General features: G+C 53.8%; 21 protein-coding genes. 16 read left to right on the top strand and 5 right to left on the bottom strand.

The window, feature by feature from the left end; translation table 11 throughout:
* Window positions 1-90 precede the first annotated feature (90 nt).
* The 4 genes from L1X57_RS16420 to L1X57_RS16405 form a co-directional block, all read right to left on the bottom strand.
* On the bottom strand, window positions 91-921 hold the full coding sequence (locus L1X57_RS16420) for an ABC transporter permease (RefSeq protein ID WP_039869124.1): 831 nt from the start codon (window positions 919-921) through the stop codon (window positions 91-93).
* Window positions 922-930: 9 nt separating this feature from the next.
* Complete coding sequence (locus tag L1X57_RS16415; protein WP_009723474.1) at window positions 931-1,650, bottom strand: ABC transporter permease; 720 nt, start codon at window positions 1,648-1,650, stop codon at window positions 931-933.
* A gap of 68 nt (window positions 1,651-1,718) precedes the next feature.
* Window positions 1,719-2,495: a transporter substrate-binding domain-containing protein gene (locus tag L1X57_RS16410; RefSeq protein WP_009723473.1), complete on the bottom strand. Its 777-nt coding sequence runs from the start codon at window positions 2,493-2,495 to the stop codon at window positions 1,719-1,721.
* A 77-nt stretch (window positions 2,496-2,572) separates the two neighbouring features.
* Window positions 2,573-3,343 (bottom strand): ABC transporter ATP-binding protein, encoded by a 771-nt coding sequence (locus tag L1X57_RS16405; protein ID WP_234667794.1) that lies wholly within the window; start codon window positions 3,341-3,343, stop codon window positions 2,573-2,575.
* A gap of 320 nt (window positions 3,344-3,663) precedes the next feature.
* Between L1X57_RS16405 and L1X57_RS16400 the strand changes: the two genes are divergently transcribed.
* Window positions 3,664-4,341, top strand: coding sequence for a TetR family transcriptional regulator C-terminal domain-containing protein (locus L1X57_RS16400; protein ID WP_039869121.1), 678 nt, complete (start codon window positions 3,664-3,666; stop codon window positions 4,339-4,341).
* A 10-nt stretch (window positions 4,342-4,351) separates the two neighbouring features.
* Entirely contained in the window at window positions 4,352-5,539 is a 1,188-nt protein-coding gene (locus tag L1X57_RS16395; RefSeq protein WP_009723470.1) for a pyridoxal phosphate-dependent aminotransferase, read from the top strand.
* 98 nt (window positions 5,540-5,637) lie between these two features.
* Here L1X57_RS16395 and L1X57_RS16390 read toward each other — a convergent pair whose 3' ends face one another.
* On the bottom strand, window positions 5,638-6,519 hold the full coding sequence (locus L1X57_RS16390) for a LysR family transcriptional regulator (protein WP_234667792.1): 882 nt from the start codon (window positions 6,517-6,519) through the stop codon (window positions 5,638-5,640).
* A 200-nt stretch (window positions 6,520-6,719) separates the two neighbouring features.
* On the opposite strand from L1X57_RS16390, the gene leuC reads away from it, so the two are divergent.
* From leuC to purF, 14 genes are all read left to right on the top strand, one after another.
* Window positions 6,720-8,171 (top strand): 3-isopropylmalate dehydratase large subunit, encoded by a 1,452-nt coding sequence (leuC, locus tag L1X57_RS16385; RefSeq protein WP_009723468.1) that lies wholly within the window; start codon window positions 6,720-6,722, stop codon window positions 8,169-8,171.
* A 3-nt stretch (window positions 8,172-8,174) separates the two neighbouring features.
* A complete protein-coding gene (leuD, locus tag L1X57_RS16380; RefSeq protein WP_009723467.1) occupies window positions 8,175-8,822 on the top strand; it encodes a 3-isopropylmalate dehydratase small subunit in 648 nt (215 codons plus the stop codon).
* Between the two features lie 42 nt (window positions 8,823-8,864).
* Entirely contained in the window at window positions 8,865-9,944 is a 1,080-nt protein-coding gene (gene leuB, locus L1X57_RS16375) for a 3-isopropylmalate dehydrogenase (RefSeq protein WP_009723466.1), read from the top strand.
* A gap of 127 nt (window positions 9,945-10,071) precedes the next feature.
* Window positions 10,072-11,184 (top strand): aspartate-semialdehyde dehydrogenase, encoded by a 1,113-nt coding sequence (gene asd, locus L1X57_RS16370; RefSeq protein ID WP_009723465.1) that lies wholly within the window; start codon window positions 10,072-10,074, stop codon window positions 11,182-11,184.
* 293 nt (window positions 11,185-11,477) lie between these two features.
* Window positions 11,478-13,268 (top strand): type IV pilus assembly protein FimV, encoded by a 1,791-nt coding sequence (locus L1X57_RS16365; RefSeq protein WP_039869118.1) that lies wholly within the window; start codon window positions 11,478-11,480, stop codon window positions 13,266-13,268.
* 24 nt (window positions 13,269-13,292) lie between these two features.
* Window positions 13,293-14,231: a tRNA pseudouridine(38-40) synthase TruA gene (truA, locus tag L1X57_RS16360; RefSeq protein ID WP_009723463.1), complete on the top strand. Its 939-nt coding sequence runs from the start codon at window positions 13,293-13,295 to the stop codon at window positions 14,229-14,231.
* Window positions 14,228-14,863, top strand: a complete 636-nt coding sequence (locus L1X57_RS16355) for a phosphoribosylanthranilate isomerase (protein WP_009723462.1) — start codon at window positions 14,228-14,230, stop codon at window positions 14,861-14,863. The genes truA and L1X57_RS16355 overlap by 4 nt, the downstream gene beginning before the upstream one ends.
* Window positions 14,864-14,948: 85 nt before the next feature.
* A complete protein-coding gene (trpB, locus tag L1X57_RS16350) occupies window positions 14,949-16,187 on the top strand; it encodes a tryptophan synthase subunit beta (RefSeq protein ID WP_009723461.1) in 1,239 nt (412 codons plus the stop codon).
* Between the two features lie 8 nt (window positions 16,188-16,195).
* Complete coding sequence (gene trpA, locus L1X57_RS16345) at window positions 16,196-16,999, top strand: tryptophan synthase subunit alpha (RefSeq protein ID WP_009723460.1); 804 nt, start codon at window positions 16,196-16,198, stop codon at window positions 16,997-16,999.
* 93 nt (window positions 17,000-17,092) lie between these two features.
* Window positions 17,093-18,103, top strand: coding sequence for an acetyl-CoA carboxylase, carboxyltransferase subunit beta (accD, locus tag L1X57_RS16340; protein WP_009723459.1), 1,011 nt, complete (start codon window positions 17,093-17,095; stop codon window positions 18,101-18,103).
* Complete coding sequence (folC, locus tag L1X57_RS16335; RefSeq protein WP_039869115.1) at window positions 18,096-19,424, top strand: bifunctional tetrahydrofolate synthase/dihydrofolate synthase; 1,329 nt, start codon at window positions 18,096-18,098, stop codon at window positions 19,422-19,424. Before accD ends, folC begins: the two co-directional genes overlap by 8 nt.
* A gap of 42 nt (window positions 19,425-19,466) precedes the next feature.
* The gene (locus tag L1X57_RS16330; RefSeq protein ID WP_009723457.1) at window positions 19,467-20,129 is read left to right on the top strand and encodes an SPOR domain-containing protein; all 663 of its coding nucleotides are present in this window, start codon (window positions 19,467-19,469) and stop codon (window positions 20,127-20,129) included.
* A 3-nt stretch (window positions 20,130-20,132) separates the two neighbouring features.
* Window positions 20,133-20,723 carry a CvpA family protein gene (locus L1X57_RS16325; protein WP_009723456.1) on the top strand — a complete coding sequence of 197 codons (591 nt, stop codon included), beginning with the start codon at window positions 20,133-20,135 and terminating at the stop codon, window positions 20,721-20,723.
* Window positions 20,724-20,894: 171 nt separating this feature from the next.
* On the top strand, window positions 20,895-22,418 hold the full coding sequence (gene purF, locus L1X57_RS16320; RefSeq protein WP_009723455.1) for an amidophosphoribosyltransferase: 1,524 nt from the start codon (window positions 20,895-20,897) through the stop codon (window positions 22,416-22,418).
* Window positions 22,419-22,469 lie beyond the last annotated feature (51 nt).

Raw genomic sequence — 22,469 nt, 5'->3', positions numbered from 1 at the left:
AGAGGGGTGGCCACTGGGCCACCCCTTTTTGGCTGTGTCACGTCCTGAATTAGCGTTGATACGCGTGATGTTCGCACAGGCCAACGGCCGTTAATGCGGTACGCGGTTTTCCAGCCAGCGCAGCCCAACGACCAAGATGCCGCTCAGGCAGAGGTAGACAGCGACCAGGAACAGTAACGGTTCGTAGGTCAGGTACGTGGTCTGGCGTACCTGGGTGATAACGGCATACAGGTCCATTACGGTGATGGTAGCAACCAGCGGTGTGGATTTCAGTTGCAGGATGATCTCGCCCGTTAGTGTCGGTAGAGCCCGGTGAACGGCACGTGGAAACCAGACGCGGCTAAATACCTTACGCCGCGACATGCCGAAAGCCTTGGCGGCTTCCAGTTCGCCATGGGGCACACCGGCAAAGGCACCGCGCATCACTTCACCCTGATAGGCGGCAAATGACACGGTGAGGGCAATGAAGCCATAGGGCCAGGCTTGGCGCAGATAATCCCATGCCCAGGATTCGCGGATTTCTGGAAACTGGCCGAACAGCGCACCCAACCCGAAATAGAATAGCCACAGTTGCAGTAGCAGTGGTGTGCCGCGAATGACGGTACAGAAGCCGGTGGCCAACCATCGCAGTGGCCACGCTCCTTTGACTTGCGCAAGCCCTAACGGCAGTGCGATCAGAAAGCCTACCACCACGCTGGATACCAGCATGATCAAGGTCATCTGCAGGCCTTCCCAGAGCTTGGGCAAGTAGCGGGGTAGCCAGCTCCAGTCCATCAATTGAATCGCAGCCACTAGGCCGACGATGAATATCACAAGAAGGATAATGCGATGAGGCTCGAGTAGGCCAGACAACTTGGTTAGTGTGGGCGTTCGCGAGGGTCGGGTGAGCGACGCTAGAGTATGAGGGTCAGACACAGGCATTCCTTGAGTTCAGCGTGTGGAGACAAGGCCACGCCGTGCGTAGCGTTCGAAGCGGCGCAAGGCTAAGTTTGATACCAGCGTTAGCGCCAGATACAGCACGCCCGCAGCCAAAAAGAACATAATGTAATGCTGCGTAGCACCAGCAGCCTGCCGAGTGACCAGCGTTAGCTCGCTGAAGCCGATGACGGCCAGCAGGGCGGTATCCTTGGTGGCGATCATCCACAGATTCGCCATGCCGGGAAGGGCATGTGGCGTCATTGCTGGCAGAGTGACTCGGCGCAACACTTTGCCGGGCGACATGCCAAAGGCTTGGGCGGCCTCGGTCTGCCCGCGGGGAACGGCGAGAATGGCTCCGCGAAAAACTTCGGTCGCGTAGCCGCCCTGTACTAGGCCTATTACCAGAATCCCGGCAGTCAGGCCGTCGATATCGACGCTGCCAAACCCCATCGCGGTTGAAGCACGGCTCAAAAGATCGGTGCCGACGTAGTAAAACAGCAGCATCAGCACCAGTTCGGGTACGGCACGAATGACCATGGTGTAGATTTCAAACAGGTCGCGGACGACCTTGTTGCCGTACAGTTTGCCAGCGGCGCCTGCGATGCCGATTAGGATGCCCAGCAAGTAGCCACCCGCTGCCAGCTGGATCGAGCGTAGGAACCCGACGAGCAGCACCTTGCCCCAGCCGGGAGGCTCATAGGCCAGCAAGCTTAAGTCGAAGACAGTCGTCATAGTGGCGGTTGTCCTTATGAGAATGGAAAGCGAAGGCCGCCTGGGTGCGCGGCCTTCGCTGGTGGGGATTAGCTGCCGTAGATATCAAAGTCGAAGTAAGGGGCGCTAATTTCTTCGTAGGTGCCGTCGGCGCGCATCGCGTCAATGGCTGTATTGACGCGTTCGCGCAGTTCGGTATCACTCTGGCGAAGGCCTACCCCCATGCCCTCGCTCATGAGTTCAGGATCGCTTGCCACCTCGCCGCGGTATTCGCAGCAGGATTGGCCGGTCTCTGAGTTGATAAAGGTCTGCACCGCCAAGGAGTCGGCGACGATAGCGTCAATACGGCCAGCGACCAGATCCTGAAGCTCTTCATTAAGAGTTTGATAGACATTCAGGTTGGCGCTATCCGCATAATGTTTGCGCGCATATTGCTCTTGGTTGGTACCGGACTGAATGCCCAAGTAGGCGCCTTCCAGGCTTTCGGGGGTGGGGTCTATGTCAGTGGATTTACGTGCCACGATGCCGGTGGGGCTGGAGTAGTACTTATTCGAGAAGGAGATTTGTTCAGCGCGCTCTGGGGTGATCGACATTGAACCGATGATCATGTCGATTTTGCCGGTTTTCAGGGCCGGAATGATACCTTCCCAGGCCACTGGGCTGATCTCGCACTCAGCATCCAGGCGAACACACAGTTCCTCGATGAAATCGATTTCCCAGCCCGACCAGTTGCCGCTGGCATCCGGCGAATAGAAGGGTGGGTAAGGCTCAGCGGATAGTCCGATTTTGTAGCTATCTGCTAATACGGGGGCGGCGAAAATGCTCAGGCCAATAAGGCCAGCGGTAGCGGTGAACGTTTTGAACATAGGAATTACCTCATTCGTTTTCGATGTTGTGTGGTTACGTAGTTTCAGATCTGTCGATGTGAAAAAGGTGATAGTGATTAGGCCACTGAGCCGATGAATTGCTTTAAATGTGGCGAGCGCGGGTCACCAAAAATCTGCTCAGGAGGGCCCTGCTCTTCGATCATGCCTTCTCGGAGGAACACCACATGTGTGGCCACGTCACGCGCAAACGCCATCTCATGGGTCACTAGCAGCATGGTGCGCTGTTCGGCCGCTAGATCACGAATCACGGATAACACTTCGCCGACCAACTCAGGGTCGAGTGCCGATGTGGGCTCATCGAATAGCATGGCCAGGGGATCGACGGCCAACACTCGGGCAATCGCAGCGCGCTGCTGTTGCCCGCCAGACATAACGGCTGGGTATATGTCCTTCTTACTGCCAAGACCCACTCGGTTGAGTAGTTCCTCAGCGCGATGAATGGCCTCGTCGCGTTTCATGCCCAACACATGAATAGGCACCTCGATCACGTTTTCCAGAACCGTACGGTGTGGCCACAGGTTGAAGTTCTGGAAAACCATGCCGAGGTGAGCGCGAATACGCTGAACCTGGCGACGGTCTGCGATTTCAAGACCGCCATGGCGGGCGCTCTTCATGCGATAGGGTTCGCCCTGGATCGCTATCTCGCCCGAGGTAGGGCGCTCCAGCAGATTAATGCAGCGAAGTAGTGTGGACTTTCCCGAGCCTGACCCACCAATGATGGCGACGATATCGCCCTGGCGTGCGGTCAGGGAGATGCCCTTGAGGACCTCGAGAGAGCCAAATTGTTTGTGAAGATCACGGATCTCTATTGCAGGTACGTTTGCCATTGATTGTCTCGTCTCTGGGGGCGCCCATCTGCCTCCCGGAGGGGAAACGTCTTCATTTAGCAGGCGCTTGCAATTAGTTCCTTGTTATACGACAGTATAACTGTAAGCCAAGTACGGCGAGATTCAAAGCATCAACATTAAACGAACGACTAACCTAATGTGGTGTTCGCTGGCCTTAAGGTCAGATGTTGCAGTGAAATCAGACGCTATTAGGCGGCTTAATTTATCTGGCGGCGCCTAGGTCAAACAGCCTAAGTGAACCTGTCTGTTTGACGTGAAAACGCCGAGAAGGCGGCATCTTACCGGAAACGATGGGAATTATGAGCAGGAAATCATTTCAACGTTGGTCAATGGACGCGCGGCGCCGCAGTTTGCTCGAGGCCACCTTAGACTGTGTCGCTGAGCATGGCATGAGCGGAGCCAGTGCACGACGCGTGGCTGAGCGTGCCGGTGTGACAGCAGGTCTTATCCGCCACTATTTCGGCTCTAAGGATGCCATGGTGAGTGCCGCTTACGGTTATCTGATCGGGCAGCTGACCAGTGAGGCAGAGGAGTCTGCCGAGAAGGCCGGAGAGGCGCCCGAGCAGCGTTTGGCACGCTTTATTGTCGCCAATGTCACGTCGCCTAACCTGTCTCCCCGCAAGGTGGCGCTGTGGGCGACGTTTATCGGCCGCGTACGAACCGAGCCCGAATACGCTGATATTCATCGCGAAAGCTACCGTGAGTTTCTGGTTCTCTTGGAAACACTGATTCATCCGCTGCTATTGGCACTGCAGCGTCCGGCAGACCCCGTCACTTGCCAGCACTACGCTATCGCGCTGAATGCGCTTATTGATGGTTTGTGGATGGAAGGAGGGCTGGGGCACGGCCTTTATGATACTGCGCTACTGCCAAAGATCGCGCTGAGTGCCGCAGAGGGAATCCTCGCGCTACCTAGTAACACCCTGATGCAGCATGTCTCTGTCGACTCATTGTCTTCTCAACCCGCAACACGATAGGAAACGTCTAATGCGCTACGCAGCGATTACCGATCGCCTTTACGATTTAGGCAGCGACAAATGGGCGGTTCACAATGCCGCCAGAGCGCGCCAAGCAAAGGGTGAAGCGCTTATTGAATTGAGTATCGGTGAACCGGATATCACCACCGACCCCGCCTTGGTTGAGCACTGCATCGATGCCTTGCGGGCTGGGCGAACTCGCTATTCTAACGGTCGAGGTGAGCCGGGCTTGGTGGATGCATTGATTGACACCTATGCCCCTCGCTTCCCTGATATCGGCGAAGAGAATGTACTGTGCTTCCCGGGTACCCAAACCGCGCTATTCGCGGTGATTCTGGCGTTGGCCGGTGAAGGTGAAGGAGTGATCACTGGCGACCCCTACTATGCCACTTACGAAGGGGTGATTCGCGCCGCGGGCGCGCATTTGCAGCCAGTGCCACTGCGCATGGAGCATGGCTTCATCATGCAGCCCGAAGACCTCGCTGCCGCTATCACCCCCGAAAGTCGGGTGCTGATGCTCAATACACCGCATAACCCCACCGGTGCGGTGCTTGATCGCGAGACCCTGGAGCAGTTGGGCCAGCTATGCATTGAGCATGATCTGTGGATTCTCTGCGATGAAGTTTATGAGGCACTGATCTTTGATGGCGATTTCGTCTCGCCGCTGGAAATCGAAGCGTTGCGTGAGCGTACTATCGTGGTGTCCTCAATCTCCAAGAGTCATGCTGCCACCGGTTTCCGCAGTGGTTGGTCTATCGGCCCGGTGGAGTTCTCCCGGCGGTTACTGCCGATCTCGGAGACCATGCTGTTTGGTAACCAGCCGTTTATCGCTGACATGACCGAAGTTGCCCTGCGTCAGCATTTCGATACCGCTGACCGCTTGCGGGATGCTCTGGGACGGCGTGCAAAGCTTCTGCACGAAGCCATTAATGGATTACCACTGCTGTCGTCAAGCCTGCCTCAGGGCGGTATGTTCCTGATGATTGATGTTTCCAAGACAGGCTTGGACGGTGAGGCCTTCGCTTGGCGTCTGCTCGAAGAGCAGGGCGTGGCGGTAATGCCGGGCGTCTCTTTCGGCGATAGCGCTACCCACTTAATTCGGCTAGCGCTGACGGTGCCGGATGAGGTGCTGATGCAGGCGGTCGATAGGCTGGCGGCGCTTTGTCAAAATCTGGAAGGCAAGCGCCTTGAGGCTTAAGAGAATGCCGCTGAGCTTGACGGTCTGATCAGGCTCTTAATTGACTCACTCTTCTTGATCCGCCATGTGTCTGTCATGGCGGTTTTTTTTGCTAAAGGTCACGCGCCTTCCAGTTCTTCAATCATTTTTTTAGCGGCATTGGAAAGCGTACGGTTGGTGTGGACGAGATAACCCAGTGGGCGCTGGATGGGGGCGGTGTCTACGTTAAGTTCAATCAGTTCCCTATCGATCATGCTTTCAGGTAGCAGGCTCCAGCCAAGGCCCACGCTACACATCATTTTCAGCGTTTCTAAATAGTTTGTCGCCATGCTGACAGGAAGTTGCATGCCCGCTTCGGCAAAACGTTGGCCAATTAAGGTGCGGGTAAAGGTTTTTGCCCCTGGCAGCACGCAATTGAATTCACATAATTCAGCCAAGCTGAGCGGGCTGCTGGTGTGGCGGATACGCTGAGCCAGTGGGTGGTCGGTGGCGCAGACAAAACACAGCCGGTCGCGCCATAGCTCGACCACGTGCAGTTGTTCGACGGGATGGGGGGCGAGAGTGACGATTGCCATCTCCAGCGTGCCGTCCATCACCCCTTGGTAGGCTAGCTCTGAGTCTAGAAAGTGCAGGTCTAACGCTACTTCCGGGTGGCGATGAGTGTACTGCTTTAAAAGCGGTGGCAGTCGGTGCAGACCGATGTGGTGACTGGTGGCGAGCGTAAGCTTACCGCCTACTTGGCCGGAAAGGTTGGCGAGTGCGCGGCGGCTATCTTCCACGGTAAACAGTATGTGCTGTGCTTTAGGAAGCAACACATTGCCCGCTTCGGTCAGCGCAATCCGCCGCCCGATGCGGTCAAACAACCGGGTGCCAAGTTGGTCTTCCAGAGTGGCGATGCGTTTGCTTACCGCTGGCTGTGTTAAATACAGCTGTTCTGCTGCGCGGGAAAAGCTCTGGGTTTCGGCAACGGCCAGAAATGCTTGCAGGCTTTGAGTATCCACTTGCGACTCCCTGAACAGGTATTTCTAGATAGGCATTTCTAGATAGATGCTGCTGAATAAGTATTCCAATTTGGAATCTAATCTATGAATAACATGAATTGCTTTTATGCGCGACTCGCGTGACACTGCCTGCATAGACATATAAGCAGCACGTAGAGGCTGCCATACCGAACTAGCAGGGCAATGCCCAGGAGAGCAACATGTCAGGTCAAACGCTTTACGACAAACTCTGGAATCAGCACTTGGTGAAACAGCGCGACGACGGCACGGCGTTGATTTACATCGACCGTCAGTTGCTTCACGAAGTCACTTCGCCCCAGGCGTTTGAAGGCCTGCGCTTGGCTAATCGTAAGCCCTGGCGTTTAGATGCCAACTTGGCAACGCCTGATCACAACGTGCCCACGACGGTAAAAGAGCGTGCTGAAGGCAATAGCGGTATTAAAGACCCGGTATCGTTAATTCAGGTGCAAACCCTGGACGATAACTGCCTTGAATACGGCATTGAAGAGTTCAAAATCAACGACCCGCGCCAGGGTATCGTGCACGTGGTAGGCCCAGAGCAGGGCGCAACGTTACCCGGTATGACCGTGGTGTGTGGCGACTCCCACACCGCTACCCACGGTGCGTTTGGGGCCTTGGCCCATGGTATCGGCACCTCGGAAGTTGAACATGTCATGGCGACCCAGTGTTTGCTGGCGCAAAAGATGAAGAACATGCAGGTGCGCGTGGAAGGCGAGCTTGGCCTGGGCGTGACCGCTAAAGACGTGGTGTTGGCGATTATCGGTAAGATCGGCACCGCTGGTGGTACAGGGTATGCTATTGAGTTTGCGGGCAGCGCGATTGAGTCGCTCTCTATGGAAGGTCGCATGACCGTATGCAACATGGCGATTGAAGCTGGTGCTCGTGTGGGCCTGATTGCCGTCGATGATACAACGATTGACTACCTTGCCGAGCGTCCGTTTGCGCCCACCGCCGAGCAGTGGGAAGGGGCTGTGGCGGACTGGCGTAATCTGGTTTCCGATGCCGATGCGCAGTTCGATAAAGTAGTTACTCTGCAAGCTGAAGAGATCGAGCCTCAGGTTAGTTGGGGCACCAGTCCTGAAATGGTCACCGGTATTTCTGGCCAAGTGCCAGATCCCCAAGCCGCGTTGGATGACACCGTGCAGCGCAGCCACGCGCGCGCCCTCGAATATATGGGCTTGCAGGCTAACCAGAAAATTACCGATATCAAGCTCGATAAAGTATTTATTGGCTCCTGTACTAACTCGCGTATTGAAGATTTACGCGAAGCGGCCAAGGTAGCGAAAGGCAATAAAGTCGCTGACTCTATTAAGCTGGCTATGGTGGTGCCGGGCTCTGGCTTGGTAAAACGCCAGGCAGAAGCAGAGGGCTTGGATAAAATCTTTATTGAAGCAGGCTTTGAGTGGCGCGAGCCGGGTTGTTCAATGTGTTTGGCAATGAATGCCGACAAGTTGGGTGCTGGTGAGCACTGTGCATCAACGTCTAACCGTAATTTTGAAGGTCGGCAGGGTTACGGTGGTCGCACACACCTGGTGAGCCCTGCGATGGCTGCGGCGGCAGCGATTGCTGGTCACTTTGTTGATGTACGTACTTTACCCGCTAACGACACTAGCCACGCGCAGGAGGCCTAAGCCATGAAAAAGTTTGAACGTTTAGAAGGAATCGTAGCGCCGCTTGACCGTGCTAATGTCGATACCGATCTGATTATTCCGAAGCAGTTTTTGAAGTCGATCAAGCGCACCGGCTTTGGCGTTAACCTGTTTGATGAACTGCGCTACCTGGATGAAGGCCAGCCGGGACAAGACTGTTCGCAGCGTCCGCTGAACCCAGATTTTGTCTTGAACCAACCGCGGTACCAAGGCGCTGAAGTGTTACTGGCGCGCCGCAACTTTGGCTGTGGTAGTTCCCGCGAGCACGCCCCGTGGGCACTGGAAGATTTTGGTTTCAAAGCGGTGATTGCGCCAAGTTTTGCCGATATTTTCTACAACAACGCTTTCAAAAACGGCATCTTGCTGATTGCCTTGGAAGAAGGCGTCGTTGACCGCCTGTTCGCGGAAGTGGAAAACAGTGAAGGCTATCAATTAGACGTAGATTTAGAAAACCAGCGGGTTATTACACCTGGTGGCGAAATTCTCGAATTTGAGGTGGATGCGTTCCGTAAGCACTGCCTGCTGAACGGCTTGGACGATATTGGTATTACTCTGCAGGACGAAGACGCAATTCGCGCGTTTGAAGAAAAACACCGCCAGCAGCGTCCGTGGTTGTTCCGTCAGCCTGCGTAAGTGTTAATTCACCTTTAACGTTTGAAATGCTAAGGAAACTGCATGACTCATAAGGTATTACTGCTGCCGGGTGACGGTATTGGCCCCGAAATTGCGGCTCAGGCGGCTCGCTTGCTGAAGGCCTGCCAGGAAGCTGGTTTGGATATCGACGTCGAAGAAGGCCTTGTCGGAGGCTCTGCTTACGATGTTCACGGTGAGCCACTGCCTGCTGAAACTCTTGAAAAAGCCAAGGCAGCCAGTGCTATTTTGCTGGGCGCTGTTGGTGGTCCTAAGTGGGACAAGCTCGAAGACCTTTCCAAACGTCCTGAAAAAGGCCTGCTAGGTCTGCGGAAAAACTTAGGTTTGTTCGGCAACCTGCGTCCGGCCATGCTTTATCCTCAGTTGGCTAGTGCTTCTAGCTTGAAGCCGGAGTTAGTGGCTGGGCTGGATATTATGATTGTCCGCGAGCTCACCGGTGGCATTTATTTCGGCCAGCCACGTGGCATTGAAGAGCGCAACGGCGAGCGGGTGGGTTTTAACACCTACATCTACTCTGAAAGCGAAATTGAGCGTATTGGTCGCGTCGCCTTTGAAATGGCTCAGAAGCGCGGCAAAAAACTCTGCTCGGTAGATAAAGCCAACGTATTGGAAGTCACTATTCTGTGGCGTGAAGTGATGGAGCGTTTAGCACCAGAGTACCCGGATGTTGAGCTTTCCCATATGTACGTGGATAACGCCGCCATGCAGCTGGTGCGCGCGCCGAAACAGTTTGATGTGGTAGTGACGGGCAACATGTTTGGCGATATTCTTTCCGATGCCGCTGCCATGCTTACCGGCTCTATTGGCATGTTGCCATCAGCGTCGCTAAACGAGAGTGGGCAGGGCATGTACGAGCCTTGCCACGGTAGCGCGCCGGATATCGCTGGGCAGAATATTGCTAACCCGTTAGCGATGATGCTGTCGGTTGCGATGATGTTGCGCTATTCATTAAATGAAACCGCCATGGCTGAGCGCATTGAAGCTGCTGTTGGCAGCGTGTTGGATGATGGTTTGCGCACTGCTGACATTGCCTCAGAAGGGACGCGCCGTGTCTCTACCAATGAGATGGGTGATGCGGTATTGGCGGCCTTCGCAAAAAATTAAATTACGTATAAAGCGTGCTAACTAACTGACGCTGAAAGGTATTAGCAGTCGGCCACCCTAGGGTGGCCGACGTTGTGTCTAATATTTGTGTATAATATCGCTCTCATTCTTAGTTGGAGGACTTCACATGTTGAAAGTCGGTTTCGTGGGATGGCGTGGCATGGTTGGCTCGGTGCTGATGCAGCGCATGCAGGAAGATGGTGATTTTAACGGTATTGAACCGGTATTTTTTACCACCTCCCAAGTTGGTCAGCCTGGCCCCGATATCGGCGTGGACGTGCCTCCGCTGAAAGATGCGTTTGATATTGAAGCGTTGAAAGCACTGGACGTGGTGGTTACCTGTCAAGGTGGCGATTACACCAAGCCGGTTTATAAAGACCTGCGTGAGGCGGGCTGGAAAGGCTACTGGATCGATGCGGCCAGTACCCTGCGCATGGAAGATGAAGCGACCATTGTTCTGGATCCAGTTAACCGCAAGGTGATTGATGCGCAGCTAGCGAAGGGTGCTAAAACCTTTGTTGGCGGTAACTGTACGGTCAGCTTGATGCTGATGGGGCTGGGTGGCTTGTTCGAAGCTGACATGGTTGAGTGGATGACCTCCATGACGTACCAAGCAGCTTCCGGTTCAGGCGCCAAGCACATGCGCGAACTGTTGAACCAGATGGGTCAATTGCGCGATAGCGTTGGCGAAGAGCTTAAAGATACCTCTAGCGCGATTCTGGATATCGACCGTAAAGTGACTGCCGCTATGCGCAGTGGTGACTTCCCCACGGATAATTTCGGTGCGCCGCTAGCGGGCAGCCTGCTGCCATGGATCGATACCAAGCTTGATAATGGCCAAAGCCGCGAAGAGTGGAAAGGTAGTGTTGAGACCAACAAGATCTTAGGTCTCGAAAACAACCCGATCCCCATCGATGGTCTTTGCGTGCGCATCGGTGCTATGCGTTCTCATAGCCAAGCGTTCACCATCAAGCTTAAGCAAGACGTGCCGCTTGACGAGATCGAAGATCGCATCGCTAAGCATAATGAGTGGGTTCAACTGATCCCGAACGACAAAGACGCTACTGTTGCTGGGCTAACGCCTGCCGCTGCGACAGGTACGCTGCAAGTTCCGGTCGGTCGCTTACGCAAGCTTAATATGGGCGGCGAGTATCTGTCTGCATTCAGTGTTGGTGACCAGTTGTTGTGGGGTGCGGCCGAACCGCTCAAGCGTATGCTGAAAATTCTACGCGAGCAGTAAGCACGCCACACTTTAGGTAAAGACGTTGAAAATAAACGGGAAGCTGTTCGCAGCTTCCCGTTTTTGTATGCTCACATTGGCTCTTAATGTACCGTTGATGCCAAGTAATAGACGATTTTATAGTTGTAATATGCAGGTGATGATCATAGCTAGTGACAGGTAGTTAGCGACAGGTAGGTAGTAATAGACAAGGTGTGGTAAAAACGGTTTACTCCATGGCATTGATGCTTGATCCATTCGTATGAGGGTGGCACTAACAACGAAAAGCAGTCGGGGCGTGAATGAGAAAAAAGTTGGCAAAGTTGTTGTGGCTATCGCTCAGTACCGTTAGCCCGCTAGCGCTGGCTCTCGGGTTGGGCCAAGCAACGGTAAATTCGCCGTTAGATGCGCCGCTTGAAGCAACAGTGCCACTTCAGGAAAGCGAGCGATTCGCGCTAAGTGACTTACGTGTTGACGTGGCGAACGAATCGGCGTTTAGGGCGCTGGGTTTAGAGTGGACGCCTCTCACGGCAAGCGTCAGTGTTCAGATTCAAGAGCAGCCTAACGGGCATCGTCTGCTGCTGCGCTCTTCCCAGGCAATTCATGAGCCGTGGTTGGATCTACTGCTAACCATTTCCTCGCCTGAAGGGCGTCAGACGCGCGCTTTAACGCTGCTGTTTGATCCGCCTGAGTACGCGATGGACAGTCCCGCTGACGCCATTAGCACGCCCGAAGTGATTAGCCGAGCGCCTGTCGCTACTGCACAAGCCGCACGAGATATTGCCTACGTCGCAAGTGGCGATACTCTGGGGGGCGTTGCCGCAAGGGTGAAGCCAGCCGACGTTACCATTCAACAAATGATGATGGCGCTTTTAGAGGCCAACCCCAGTGCGTTCCCTACGGGCAATGTGGATGAACTCCGTGCGGGGCAGACGCTCAATGTTCCCAGTCGTCAGCAGATAACCTTACGCACGCCCAGTAATGCCGCGCAGGCGATTCAGGCGATGCGTCAGCCTGTAAGTCGGCAGGTGGCTGAAGAACCCCAAGAAACACCTGAAGACCAAAATGATTCGAGCCAGGAGCCGACTGGTGGGCCCGCTATGGTGAGTGACGATCAGGGCGCTAATCAATCTCAGGAAATGTCTGAGGCTGATGAGGCCGTCGTCGAAGAGCAAGCGTTAGCTGAGCAGCTATTAGAAAGCCAGGCTAGGCTGCAAGCCTTACTGGATGAGCGCGACCAAATGCGCGATGAGCTAGCCACGCTGCGTCAAGAGATGGCTTCGCTAACTCAAGCATTAGACGCTTCTCAGCGTGAACTTCAGCAAACCACTGAAATGTCTGATGCGCTGGCGAGCAGTGCCGCGCTGACGGCAAGCAATGCAGGGGGGCGTACTGCCTCCAGTGAGGCGTCGAACACCAGTCGCTCAAAGAGTAGCTTTGAAACGATCGTTAATCGCATTTCTGCGTATCAATGGCCGCTTGCTAGCATCGCCCTGGCGCTTTTGTTAGGAGCGCTAGTATGGTCGCGTAAGCGTCGTGAACGGCAGTGGGAAGACGTCCCCTTAGCCTCGCCTGCAGACGCGCCACGACCTAATGCCGTTGCTGAAACCAAGCCTATCGACGGACCACTCGAAACCTCAGAGCGAAGTGTTCCGGAGCAGGTTGAGACAAAGTACGTTGAACCAAGGCAATTTGAACCAGAGCAGTCTGAACCAGAGCAAATTGCGCAAGAAGAACCGATATCTGAATTGTTTACGCCGCTGAAAGAGAAGCAAGACGAAACGGGCCAAACGGATGAGGATGAACTGGCGCTTGATAACGCTTTTTTAGACACTCCTGAGCCAGTCGAAGTGCCCTCGCAGAGCGATGAGGGACGGCGAGCCGGTACGATTGATTATGAGCCGCCTTCGATCGAGCCCCGAGAGCAGCCGGCAGAGACTCCTATGCAGCCCACGGTAGATTTTACATGGGACTATGTTTCTTCTGAACAAGAGGGTGACGTGGCTAAAGCAGCTGCAGAGCAAAAGCGAAAGGCTGCTGAGGATGAATGGGAAATCGAAGAGGTGGCATTCGAGCCGCGACGTCGGGATAATGGTACACCTTAAATATCTTCTATGTGACGTGGCTTCATGACGCTGTTTTACCATTTTGACGAAACAAAGCCCCTGGTGGGGCGCCTAGCGATGGGCATTGAATATGATGGTACGCGCTTTTGCGGCTTTCAGCGTTTGAAGCATGCAGCATCTGTTCAGCAAGCGGTGGAAGATGCCCTGGAGAAAGTGGCCAGTGCGCCAGTGCGTATTCATGCCAGTGGTCGAACCGATTCTGGTGTGCATGCCACGCGGCAAGTCATCCATTTTGACCCGCCTGTTCAGCGTTCTGAAAAAGCCTGGATTTTTGGCAGCAATACCAATCTTCCCAGAGACGTCGCTGTGCGCTGGGTAAAGCCAGTGTCCGACGACTTCCATTCCCGTCTAGGCGCGCTTGGGCGTCGCTATCGTTATATTTTATTGAATCAAATTAGCCGCCCGGTGCTAGAACGCCACAACGTAACTTGGTGCCGAGACCCGCTAGATGCCGATGCTATGCATCGAGCGGCGCAGGCCTTGGTGGGCGAGCATGACTTTAGTAGCTTTCGGGCGGCGGGCTGCCAGTCCAAAACGCCTTGGCGGCAAATGCACTTTGTAGAAGTGAAACGCTATGGGCCGATAGTGGTCATTGATATTCAGGGCAATGCTTTTTTGCATCATATGATTCGCAATATTGCGGGGGCATTGGTCAGCGTAGGGCGCGGTTCCCAGGATGAGGGGCATATTGAACGCTTGCTGGCGCTTAAGAATCGCCGTAAAGGCGATGTCACCGCACCGGCTTGTGGCCTTCATTTCGTAGACTCACTCTATGATGAGCGATTTGATCTGCCCAAAGAGCCGCTAGGTCCTAACCTGCTTGCATTTACCGGCGAGTGGACCGGTGAGCGTGAGCTGCCTGATAATCCCCGTATTGCTGCTAGGCGCAAGCTAACATTTAAGAAGCAGGAGCCTTTAGATCAGCAGGGGGTGTCGTCATGAGCGCATATTTAGCCCGCACGCGAATCAAGTTCTGTGGCTTAACCCGCCATGAGGATGTGGCGCTGGCAGCATCGCTTGGTGTGGACGCGCTGGGCTTTGTAATGTGGCCTAAGAGCGCTCGAAGCATAACGCCGGAGTTGCTTGAAGAGCTGGCAGTGCGAGTACCTGCGTTTGTGACGCGGGTAGGGTTATTTGTTAACCAGCCCGTTGAATTCATTGAGCGGTGTTTACCTTATTTGGATTTAATCCAGTTTCATGGTGATGAGCCAGCCTCGTTCTGCCAGCAGTTCGGGCGGCCTTGGATTAAAGCACTGCGCATGCGTGATGATATCGACCTGCATCAAGCGGCAGCTGACTATTCACACGCCCAAGCGTTGCTGTTAGATGCCTATCGTCCTGGCATCCCAGGAGGAACCGGAGAGACCTTTGATTGGTCTAGAATTCCCGCAACCTTAGAAAAACCTGTTATCCTGGCTGGTGGGTTATCGGTTGATAATGTGGCTTCTGCGGTTAACCAAGTAGTGCCTTATGCGGTTGATGTTTCTGGTGGTATAGAAATGTCCCACGGCATAAAAGATGCCGAGTTAATGGCATCTTTTGTTCAAAATGTGGCGTTAGCCAGCGCCCAATAAGCTCATTGCGTAGCGTGCCCTGCGGGCAACTACGCCTCATTGTTAGTTCATTTATTGTTTGCCTGTTCTGGCGATCTTGTGAGGTATGCCTGTGACTGTCTCAGCGACTGAAACCAAGTTCAGCGACCTGACCCGAATGCCGGATGCCCGTGGTCATTTTGGCCCCTACGGCGGCCGGTTTGTGTCGGAAACCCTGAGCTTTGCCCTGGAAGAGTTAGAGCAGACCTACCTGAGTTTGCGTGATGATCCCGCTTTCCAGGCTGAGTTTGACCGTGATCTTGCCCATTATGTAGGGCGTCCATCGCCGCTTTACCATGCTGAACGATGGTCACAGTCTCTAGGGGGCGCGCAAATTTGGTTGAAGCGTGAAGACTTGAACCACACGGGTGCCCACAAGGTTAATAACACTATTGGCCAAGCGCTGTTAGCCAAAAAAACCGGCAAGCCCAGGGTTATTGCTGAAACCGGTGCGGGCCAGCACGGTGTTGCCACGGCGACAGTGGCAGCTCGCTTAGGCCTGGAATGTGACGTTTATATGGGGGCGGCAGACGTTCAGCGTCAGAAATTGAACGTTTATCGTATGCGCCTGTTGGGTGCGCGGGTAATTCCTGTGGAATCAGGCACTCGTACGCTTAAAGACGCGATGAATGAAGCATTGCGTGACTGGGTCACCAACGTTGATAACACGTTCTACATCATTGGTACCGTGGCTGGTCCGCATCCTTATCCGCAGCTGGTGCGTGATTTCAATTCGGTAGTGGGACGTGAAGCGCGCCAACAGTCATTAGCGCAAATTGGGCGTCTGCCGGATGCGCTGATTGCCTGTGTAGGCGGTGGTTCTAACGCCTTGGGCCTATTTTATCCCTTCGTCGAAGATGATGCGGTGGCTATGTACGGTGTCGAAGCTGGTGGCGATGGTATCGAAACAGGCCGGCATGCCGCGCCGCTTTCGACGAACGCGCCACGTGGTGTTTTGCACGGCAACCGCACTTACTTGATGTCTGACGAAGCGGGGCAGGTATCGGACACACACTCGATTTCTGCTGGGCTCGACTACCCAGGTGTTGGCCCTGAACACGCGCTATGGAAAGATGTTGGCCGAGTTAACTACGTAGCGGCAAACGATAAAGAAGTGCTGGAAGCGTTCCGTGAGCTGACGCACATGGAAGGGATTATGCCAGCGTTGGAATCTGCCCATGCGCTTGCCCATGCGAAGGTGCTGGCCCCGACCATGCGCCCTGACCAGCATATCGTGGTCAACCTTTCTGGTCGTGGTGATAAAGATATCATGACCGTTGCGAACATCGATGGCATTGAGTTTTAAGGGCTAGCATGAACCGTATTGACCAACGTTTTTCCGAATTAAAAGAGCAGGGTCGTAAGGCCTTGATCCCGTACATTACCGCCGGTGATCCTGCGCCTCAGTACACCGTGGGCTTTATGCATGCCCTGGTAGAAGCGGGCGCTGATATTATTGAGCTTGGCGTGCCGTTTTCAGATCCAATGGCTGACGGCCCGGTGATTCAAAAAGCCTGTGAGCGGGCGCTTAAGCAGGGCACTCGCTTAGTTGATCTGCTGGATATGGTCGCTGAGTTCCGTCAAGTGGATGCTAAAACACCTATCGTATTGATGGGATATCTCAATCCGATAGAGCGGATTGGCTATGAAACGTTTGCTGATAAAGCGGCAAGCGTTGGCGTTGATGGCGTGCTGGTAGTAGATATGCCGCCTGAAGAGGCTGACGAGTTCGGCCCGCTATTAAAAGCGCGCGATCTAGCAGCGATTTTCTTGGTTGCGCCTACCACTTCCAATGCTCGTGCCGCTACAATATGTGCTCACGGTGAGGGCTATCTCTATTATGTTTCGCTTAAGGGCGTTACCGGTGCTGCTACACTCAACGCTGACGATGTGGCTGAGCACCTCGCGCCTTTGCGTGAAATGACCGACTTGCCACTGTGTGTTGGCTTCGGTATCCGTGATGGTGTGACGGCCGCTGAAGTAGCGAAAGTCGCTGATGGTGTGATTGTTGGCAGTGCGCTAGTGAACCGCATTGCAGAAAGCGTTGACGCACCTGAAACCATTGCTGGTCAGCTTAAAAGCGTGTTGGGCGAAATGCGCACCGCGATGGATGCCTAAGCGCATTCCCTCATCGCCTACACTGAATTTTGATTGACGACACTCATCAAGCTTGGCGTTGCTAAGCATTGACGTATACGGAAACTTTTTGATATGAGCTGGTTAGACAAGATTGTGCCCTCCATGGGGCGTATCCAGCGTAAAGACCGTCGCGCCAGCGTGCCCGATGGCCTCTGGCGTAAATGTCCCAAGTGCGAAGCGGTTCTCTATCTCCCTGAGCTTGAGAAGCACCACAGCGTATGTCCCAAGTGCGATCACCATTTACGGTTGACCGCGCGTAAACGTTTGGACTGGTTTTTGGATAAACAGGGTCGACAAGAGGTCGCGGCTGAAATTGAGCCTAACGATCGCTTGAAATTCCGCGACTCTAAAAAATACAAAGACCGTTTAGCGGCTGCCCAAAAAGAAACCGGTGAGAAAGATGCACTGGTCGCTATGCGTGGTGAGCTAGACGGACTTCCTGTTGTTGCTGTTGCCTTTGAATTCACCTTTATGGGCGGCTCAATGGGAGCAGTGGTGGGCGAGAAGTTTGTTCGCGCGGCGACCGTTGCTCTTGAAGAGCGACTTCCTCTGATTTGCTTTGCTGCTTCTGGCGGGGCGCGGATGCAGGAAGCGCTGTTTTCACTGATGCAAATGGCTAAGACGTCAGCAGCACTTGAAAAGCTCAAACAATCAGGCGTGCCTTACATCTCCGTTCTGACGGATCCAGTGTTTGGTGGTGTCTCCGCGTCGCTAGCGATGTTGGGCGATCTAAATATCGCTGAACCCAACGCTTTGATTGGTTTTGCTGGCCCGCGGGTTATTGAGCAAACCGTGCGTGAAACGCTGCCGGAAGGCTTCCAGCGCAGTGAGTTCCTGCTCGAGCACGGCACTGTGGATATGATCGTGCATCGTCATGATATGCGTACTCGCATTGGTGGTGTTCTGCGTAAACTGACCCACAATATCGCGCTGCCTACCGAAGGTAGTGTTAGTGACGACGCATTAGTTGACGAGCCGTTGGTTGATGAAGCGCCCATAGCAGATGCAGCAGATGTTAATACGCCTGAAACGCATAGCGAAGCCAGCACTGTTAAGAGCGACGATTCGACCCGCAATGTCTAAATCTTCAACCCCTAATTCATTGGCCCCTAGGTCTTTAGCCGAATGGCTGGACTACCTTGAAACTCTACACCCGGTAGGGATTGATATGGGGCTTGAGCGTGTAGCTGAAGTTGCCAAGCGCATGGGGTTGCTAAGTCGCCCGATTGCAACACAGGTAATTACGGTGGCTGGTACTAATGGCAAGGGGTCGACCCTTGCCATGATGGAGGCTGTTGCACGCACTCACGGTCTACGGGTGGGTACTTATACTTCGCCCCATCTAGTGCGCTATAACGAACGTGTCACGATCGACGGTGACCATGCTGATGACCAACGGCTAGTTGCTGGCTTCTCTAGCGTAGAGGACGCAAGGCTACAAGCGCCTGAAATTAGCTTAACCTATTTTGAAGCGGGAACGTTGTGCGCCCTCTGGTGCCTAGCACAGGAAAATCTCGACTTAGCGCTACTCGAAGTTGGCCTGGGTGGTCGATTAGATGCCGTCAATATCATCGATGCGGACGTTGCTATTGTCACCACTATTGCTCAGGATCATGCCAATTTTCTCGGGTCCGACATTGCACAAATTGGCCGAGAAAAAGCAGGCATTTTTCGTACTGCGAGACCCGCGGTGCTAGGCAGCCGGCTACTGCCCAGCAGTGTGGCAGAGACTGCCAATGCGATTGCCGCTCCTGTCTACTGCCTTGGCGAGGTTTTTAGCCACTCTTCTGATTATGACCCTGCTAATTTAAGCGCTGATACTCAGTCTGAATGGAGTTGGAGCGGGCTGACCTGTCAGGGAGACGTTATTTCTCTGACAAATCTTCCTGATCCCGGTTTGCCGATTGATAATGCGGCAACGGCTCTCCAAGCACTTATACTTAGCGGATTAGTGGTAAATGCAGACGCTTGCCGTCGTGCGCTTCATGGGGTGCAAGTACCAGGGCGTATGCAGTGGATAGGGCAATGGTGCTTGGATGTCGGGCATAACCCCCATGCGGCCGATTATGTGTCTAAGCGGCTGCCATTGGCGCCTGAAGGTGGTCGTCAGTGGGCGTTGATCGGCATGCTAAATGATAAAGACGCTGATGGTGTTATTAGCGCTTTGTTACCACGTATTACCGACTGGGTGTGCGTGACGTTGGAGGGTGAACGTGGTCGACCAGCCGCTGAGCTAGCCGCGCGTATCACGTCTCTCGGTGGGCATGTGCATCACTGCGCCAGTTCCCCAGAGGCCGGTGTGCAAGTAATTGCTAAACAGCTGGCACCCGCTGACCGGGTATTAGTTACTGGCTCGTTTTTTACAGTTGCGGCCCTGTTGGAAATGACACTGCCGCAAGCTTAATCGCCCCGGCCGCTGTGCTTGTTAAGCTTGATGGAGAGGGATATGAAATACGGTAAAACGGAACGCATCAGTGGTATTGTCATTTTACTCGCGCTGTTGGCGATTTTCGTGCCGTGGTTGATGAGTGATCCTGCTCCACGAGAAGAGCGCCCTCAACCTACGTTTGTTATTGAACAGCCCGTCGATGCAACGCGGCAGGACGTTCCGATCCCGGAAATGCCGTCATCTATCAACACGTCCTCATCTTCCAGCGAGGATCGTTCTGGAGATGGCTTAGCTAATAGCGTGCCAATTGATGCCAATCCAAGGCAGCCACAAACAGATCAAGCCAGTAGCTCGAACACTCAGAGCGCTGACGCAAACGACCCCATCGCTGAATTAATGGCTGCAAATAACCGTAATAGCGCGTCTACAAGCTCCTCTACCAGCTCCTCTAATGAGTCATCGAATTCAGCTGGTCCAACGTCTTCTTCCCAGGGTGAATGGGCAGTTCAAGTGGGAAGCTTTGGTGAAGCGGGTAACGCGCAGCGTTTAAGTGATCAGCTTACTCAGGCAGGCTTCAACACCTATCTCCGCGAGCGCGATAATAACCTTACCTCTGTTTATGTTGGTCCGTATGCGACGTCTGAAGACGGTGAGTCTGCAATGGCGATTATTAAGCAGCGTGCTAATGTGCAGGGCTTGTTAGTGCGGGTAAGAGATTAATCTATGGCGCTTACTTGGATAGACGCGCTTTTCCTGGCGGTGCTGGCACTTTCCATGCTGGCAGGCTTTATGCGCGGATTTGTCAGGGAAGCTCTTGGCTTGGCTGCGTGGGTAGTCGCGCTGATGGTAGCGCGCGTTCTGGCAGAGCCGGTGGCGGATCTAATGAGCGGGTTCATCGACAGTTTCGATGCTCGTTTGGTGTTGGCATTTATTTTAGTGATTTTTGCGGTCATTTTACTTTGCGGGATTGTTATCCGCCTCGTTCACGCGGCCGTAGAGTGGGTTGGTATGGGGTTGCTTAATCGCTTCGCTGGTGCAGCCTTTGGGCTTGCCCGTGGCGCCGTCATTTTATTGGTGGCAACCGTCCTTATTACACTAACACCCTTAGCTGAGCTACAGGCTTGGCAAGAAGCTGAGCTACGGCCGACGTTTATTGAGCTGCGCGATTGGGCGGTAAGCCAGTTAGATCAGTGGGAGCGTGAGCTACCGCAAGCACCTGACTCGCTTCGCGACATATCGTTACCGGATTTCCGAACTCAGGAAGAGCTAGTTCCACAGCCTTTTACGCCAACATCTGAAAATGCTAGCCAATGAGTGTGCTACTTAGGTTGGTTCAACGCTGCGTGATGTTTAGTTAGTTATACAGTCAGCTACTGTCTACTAATGCCTGCTCTTGCGAGCGAAAAATAGACAGTGGCTCACATTCGTTTGATGAACGTACGGGTTTGCTACGGTAAACCATGGCACTAAAGCGAGGTAACTTGAATGTGCGGTATAGTGGGCCTTCTGGCCAAGCAGGCGGTAAATCAGGGAATCTACGATGCTCTGACCGTACTTCAGCATCGGGGCCAGGACGCTGCCGGCATGATGACTTGGAGCGAGGGACGCTTCCTACTGCGCAAGAGTAACGGGCTGGTTCGAGATGTGTTTCATACCCGCCACATGGCTCGCCTGAAAGGCAATCTTGGCATTGGCCACGTACGTTATCCAACCGCAGGTTCCTCCAGCGAAGCTGAGTCTCAGCCGTTTTATGTCAACTCGCCCTACGGTATTGCGCTGGCCCATAACGGTAACTTGACTAACTCCGAGCAGTTAAAGCAGGAGCTTTTCTCGACCGACCTTCGCCACATCAATACCAGTTCTGACTCTGAAGTGCTGCTAAACGTATTTGCTCATGAGCTGGGCAAGCAGGGCCTACACTTAGAAGCCGAAGATATTTTTGATGCTGTTCGTAGAGTGCACCGGCGCTGCAAAGGCGGCTACGCGGCGGTCGCGATCATCAACGGTTTTGGTATGGTGGCATTTCGGGACCCCCATGGTATTCGTCCAGTGGTTTTTGGTACTCGTCAAGGTGACGAGGGGCAGGATGTCATGATTGCTTCAGAATCCGTCGCGCTAGATGTCGGTGGCTTTGAGCTGGAGCGTGATCTTTCACCAGGTGAAGCGATTTTCGTTGACATGCAGGGACAGATTCACACCCAGGTGTGTGCTGATCGGCCTGTGCTGCGCTCATGTATTTTTGAGCATGTCTACCTGGCGCGCCCTGATTCTATTCTCGATGGTGCCTACGTGTATGGCACGCGTATGCAGATGGGGCGCAAGCTTGGCGACCGCATTCTAAACGAGTGGCCAGATCACGATATTGACGTTGTCATTCCGATTCCTGACACGTCACGCACCTCTGCCCTTGAGATGGCTCAGCACTTGGGTGTGACCTATCGCGAAGGGTTTATGAAGAACCGCTATATTGGCCGTACGTTTATTATGCCGGGCCAGACGCAACGTAAAAAATCGGTGCGCCAAAAACTGAACGCTATTGACGTTGAATTTAAAGGCAAGAATGTACTGTTGGTAGATGATTCCATTGTGCGCGGAACCACCTGTAAGCAGATTATTCAGATGGCTCGCGATGCGGGTGCCCGTAAAGTGTATTTTGCTTCTGCAGCGCCGCCTGTTCGTTACCCCAACGTTTATGGCATTGATATGCCTGCGGCAAAAGAGCTGATTGCGCATGGCCGCACAGAGGAAGAAGTTGGTCAGCTAATTGGTGCGGATCGAATTTTCTATCAAGACCTGGACGATTTGAAGGCGGCTTGCCGTGAGGTTAACCCTGAGATGGAAGAGTTTGACTGTTCTGTCTTCGACGGCAACTACGTCACTGGCGATATTGATGATGCCTACTTGGCGGTGCTTGAAGCGAGCCGTAATGACGCGGCCAAAGATCAAAGTGCGGGCGACCATGCGCTGGTGGATATGCATAATCAAGATGATGATGATCTCGACGACTAACGCCACGCATTAATAGTTCGTATTACGATTTATATTGACGTTTTGTACAAG

The sequence above is a fragment of the Halomonas sp. TD01 genome (assembly GCF_923868895.1).
In the GTDB taxonomy this organism is placed as follows: Bacteria; Pseudomonadota; Gammaproteobacteria; order Pseudomonadales; family Halomonadaceae; genus Vreelandella.
This window is presented reverse-complemented; position numbering and strand designations above follow the sequence as displayed.

Excerpts from the sequence above, each read along its gene's own strand:
- trpA (WP_009723460.1), top strand. The coding sequence starts at position 16,196 with ATGAACCGTATTGACCAACGTTTTTCCGAATTAAAAGAGCAGGGTCGT.
- leuB (WP_009723466.1), top strand. The coding sequence starts at position 8,865 with ATGACTCATAAGGTATTACTGCTGCCGGGTGACGGTATTGGCCCCGAA.
- L1X57_RS16355 (WP_009723462.1), top strand. The coding sequence starts at position 14,228 with ATGAGCGCATATTTAGCCCGCACGCGAATCAAGTTCTGTGGCTTAACC.
- L1X57_RS16330 (WP_009723457.1), top strand. The coding sequence starts at position 19,467 with ATGAAATACGGTAAAACGGAACGCATCAGTGGTATTGTCATTTTACTC.
- folC (WP_039869115.1), top strand. The coding sequence starts at position 18,096 with ATGTCTAAATCTTCAACCCCTAATTCATTGGCCCCTAGGTCTTTAGCC.
- leuC (WP_009723468.1), top strand. The coding sequence starts at position 6,720 with ATGTCAGGTCAAACGCTTTACGACAAACTCTGGAATCAGCACTTGGTG.
- asd (WP_009723465.1), top strand. The coding sequence starts at position 10,072 with ATGTTGAAAGTCGGTTTCGTGGGATGGCGTGGCATGGTTGGCTCGGTG.
- accD (WP_009723459.1), top strand. The coding sequence starts at position 17,093 with ATGAGCTGGTTAGACAAGATTGTGCCCTCCATGGGGCGTATCCAGCGT.
- purF (WP_009723455.1), top strand. The coding sequence starts at position 20,895 with ATGTGCGGTATAGTGGGCCTTCTGGCCAAGCAGGCGGTAAATCAGGGA.
- trpB (WP_009723461.1), top strand. The coding sequence starts at position 14,949 with ATGCCTGTGACTGTCTCAGCGACTGAAACCAAGTTCAGCGACCTGACC.
- truA (WP_009723463.1), top strand. The coding sequence starts at position 13,293 with ATGACGCTGTTTTACCATTTTGACGAAACAAAGCCCCTGGTGGGGCGC.
- L1X57_RS16410 (WP_009723473.1), bottom strand. The coding sequence starts at position 2,495 with ATGTTCAAAACGTTCACCGCTACCGCTGGCCTTATTGGCCTGAGCATT.
- L1X57_RS16325 (WP_009723456.1), top strand. The coding sequence starts at position 20,133 with ATGGCGCTTACTTGGATAGACGCGCTTTTCCTGGCGGTGCTGGCACTT.
- L1X57_RS16395 (WP_009723470.1), top strand. The coding sequence starts at position 4,352 with ATGCGCTACGCAGCGATTACCGATCGCCTTTACGATTTAGGCAGCGAC.
- L1X57_RS16405 (WP_234667794.1), bottom strand. The coding sequence starts at position 3,343 with ATGGCAAACGTACCTGCAATAGAGATCCGTGATCTTCACAAACAATTT.
- L1X57_RS16420 (WP_039869124.1), bottom strand. The coding sequence starts at position 921 with ATGCCTGTGTCTGACCCTCATACTCTAGCGTCGCTCACCCGACCCTCG.
- L1X57_RS16400 (WP_039869121.1), top strand. The coding sequence starts at position 3,664 with ATGAGCAGGAAATCATTTCAACGTTGGTCAATGGACGCGCGGCGCCGC.
- leuD (WP_009723467.1), top strand. The coding sequence starts at position 8,175 with ATGAAAAAGTTTGAACGTTTAGAAGGAATCGTAGCGCCGCTTGACCGT.
- L1X57_RS16415 (WP_009723474.1), bottom strand. The coding sequence starts at position 1,650 with ATGACGACTGTCTTCGACTTAAGCTTGCTGGCCTATGAGCCTCCCGGC.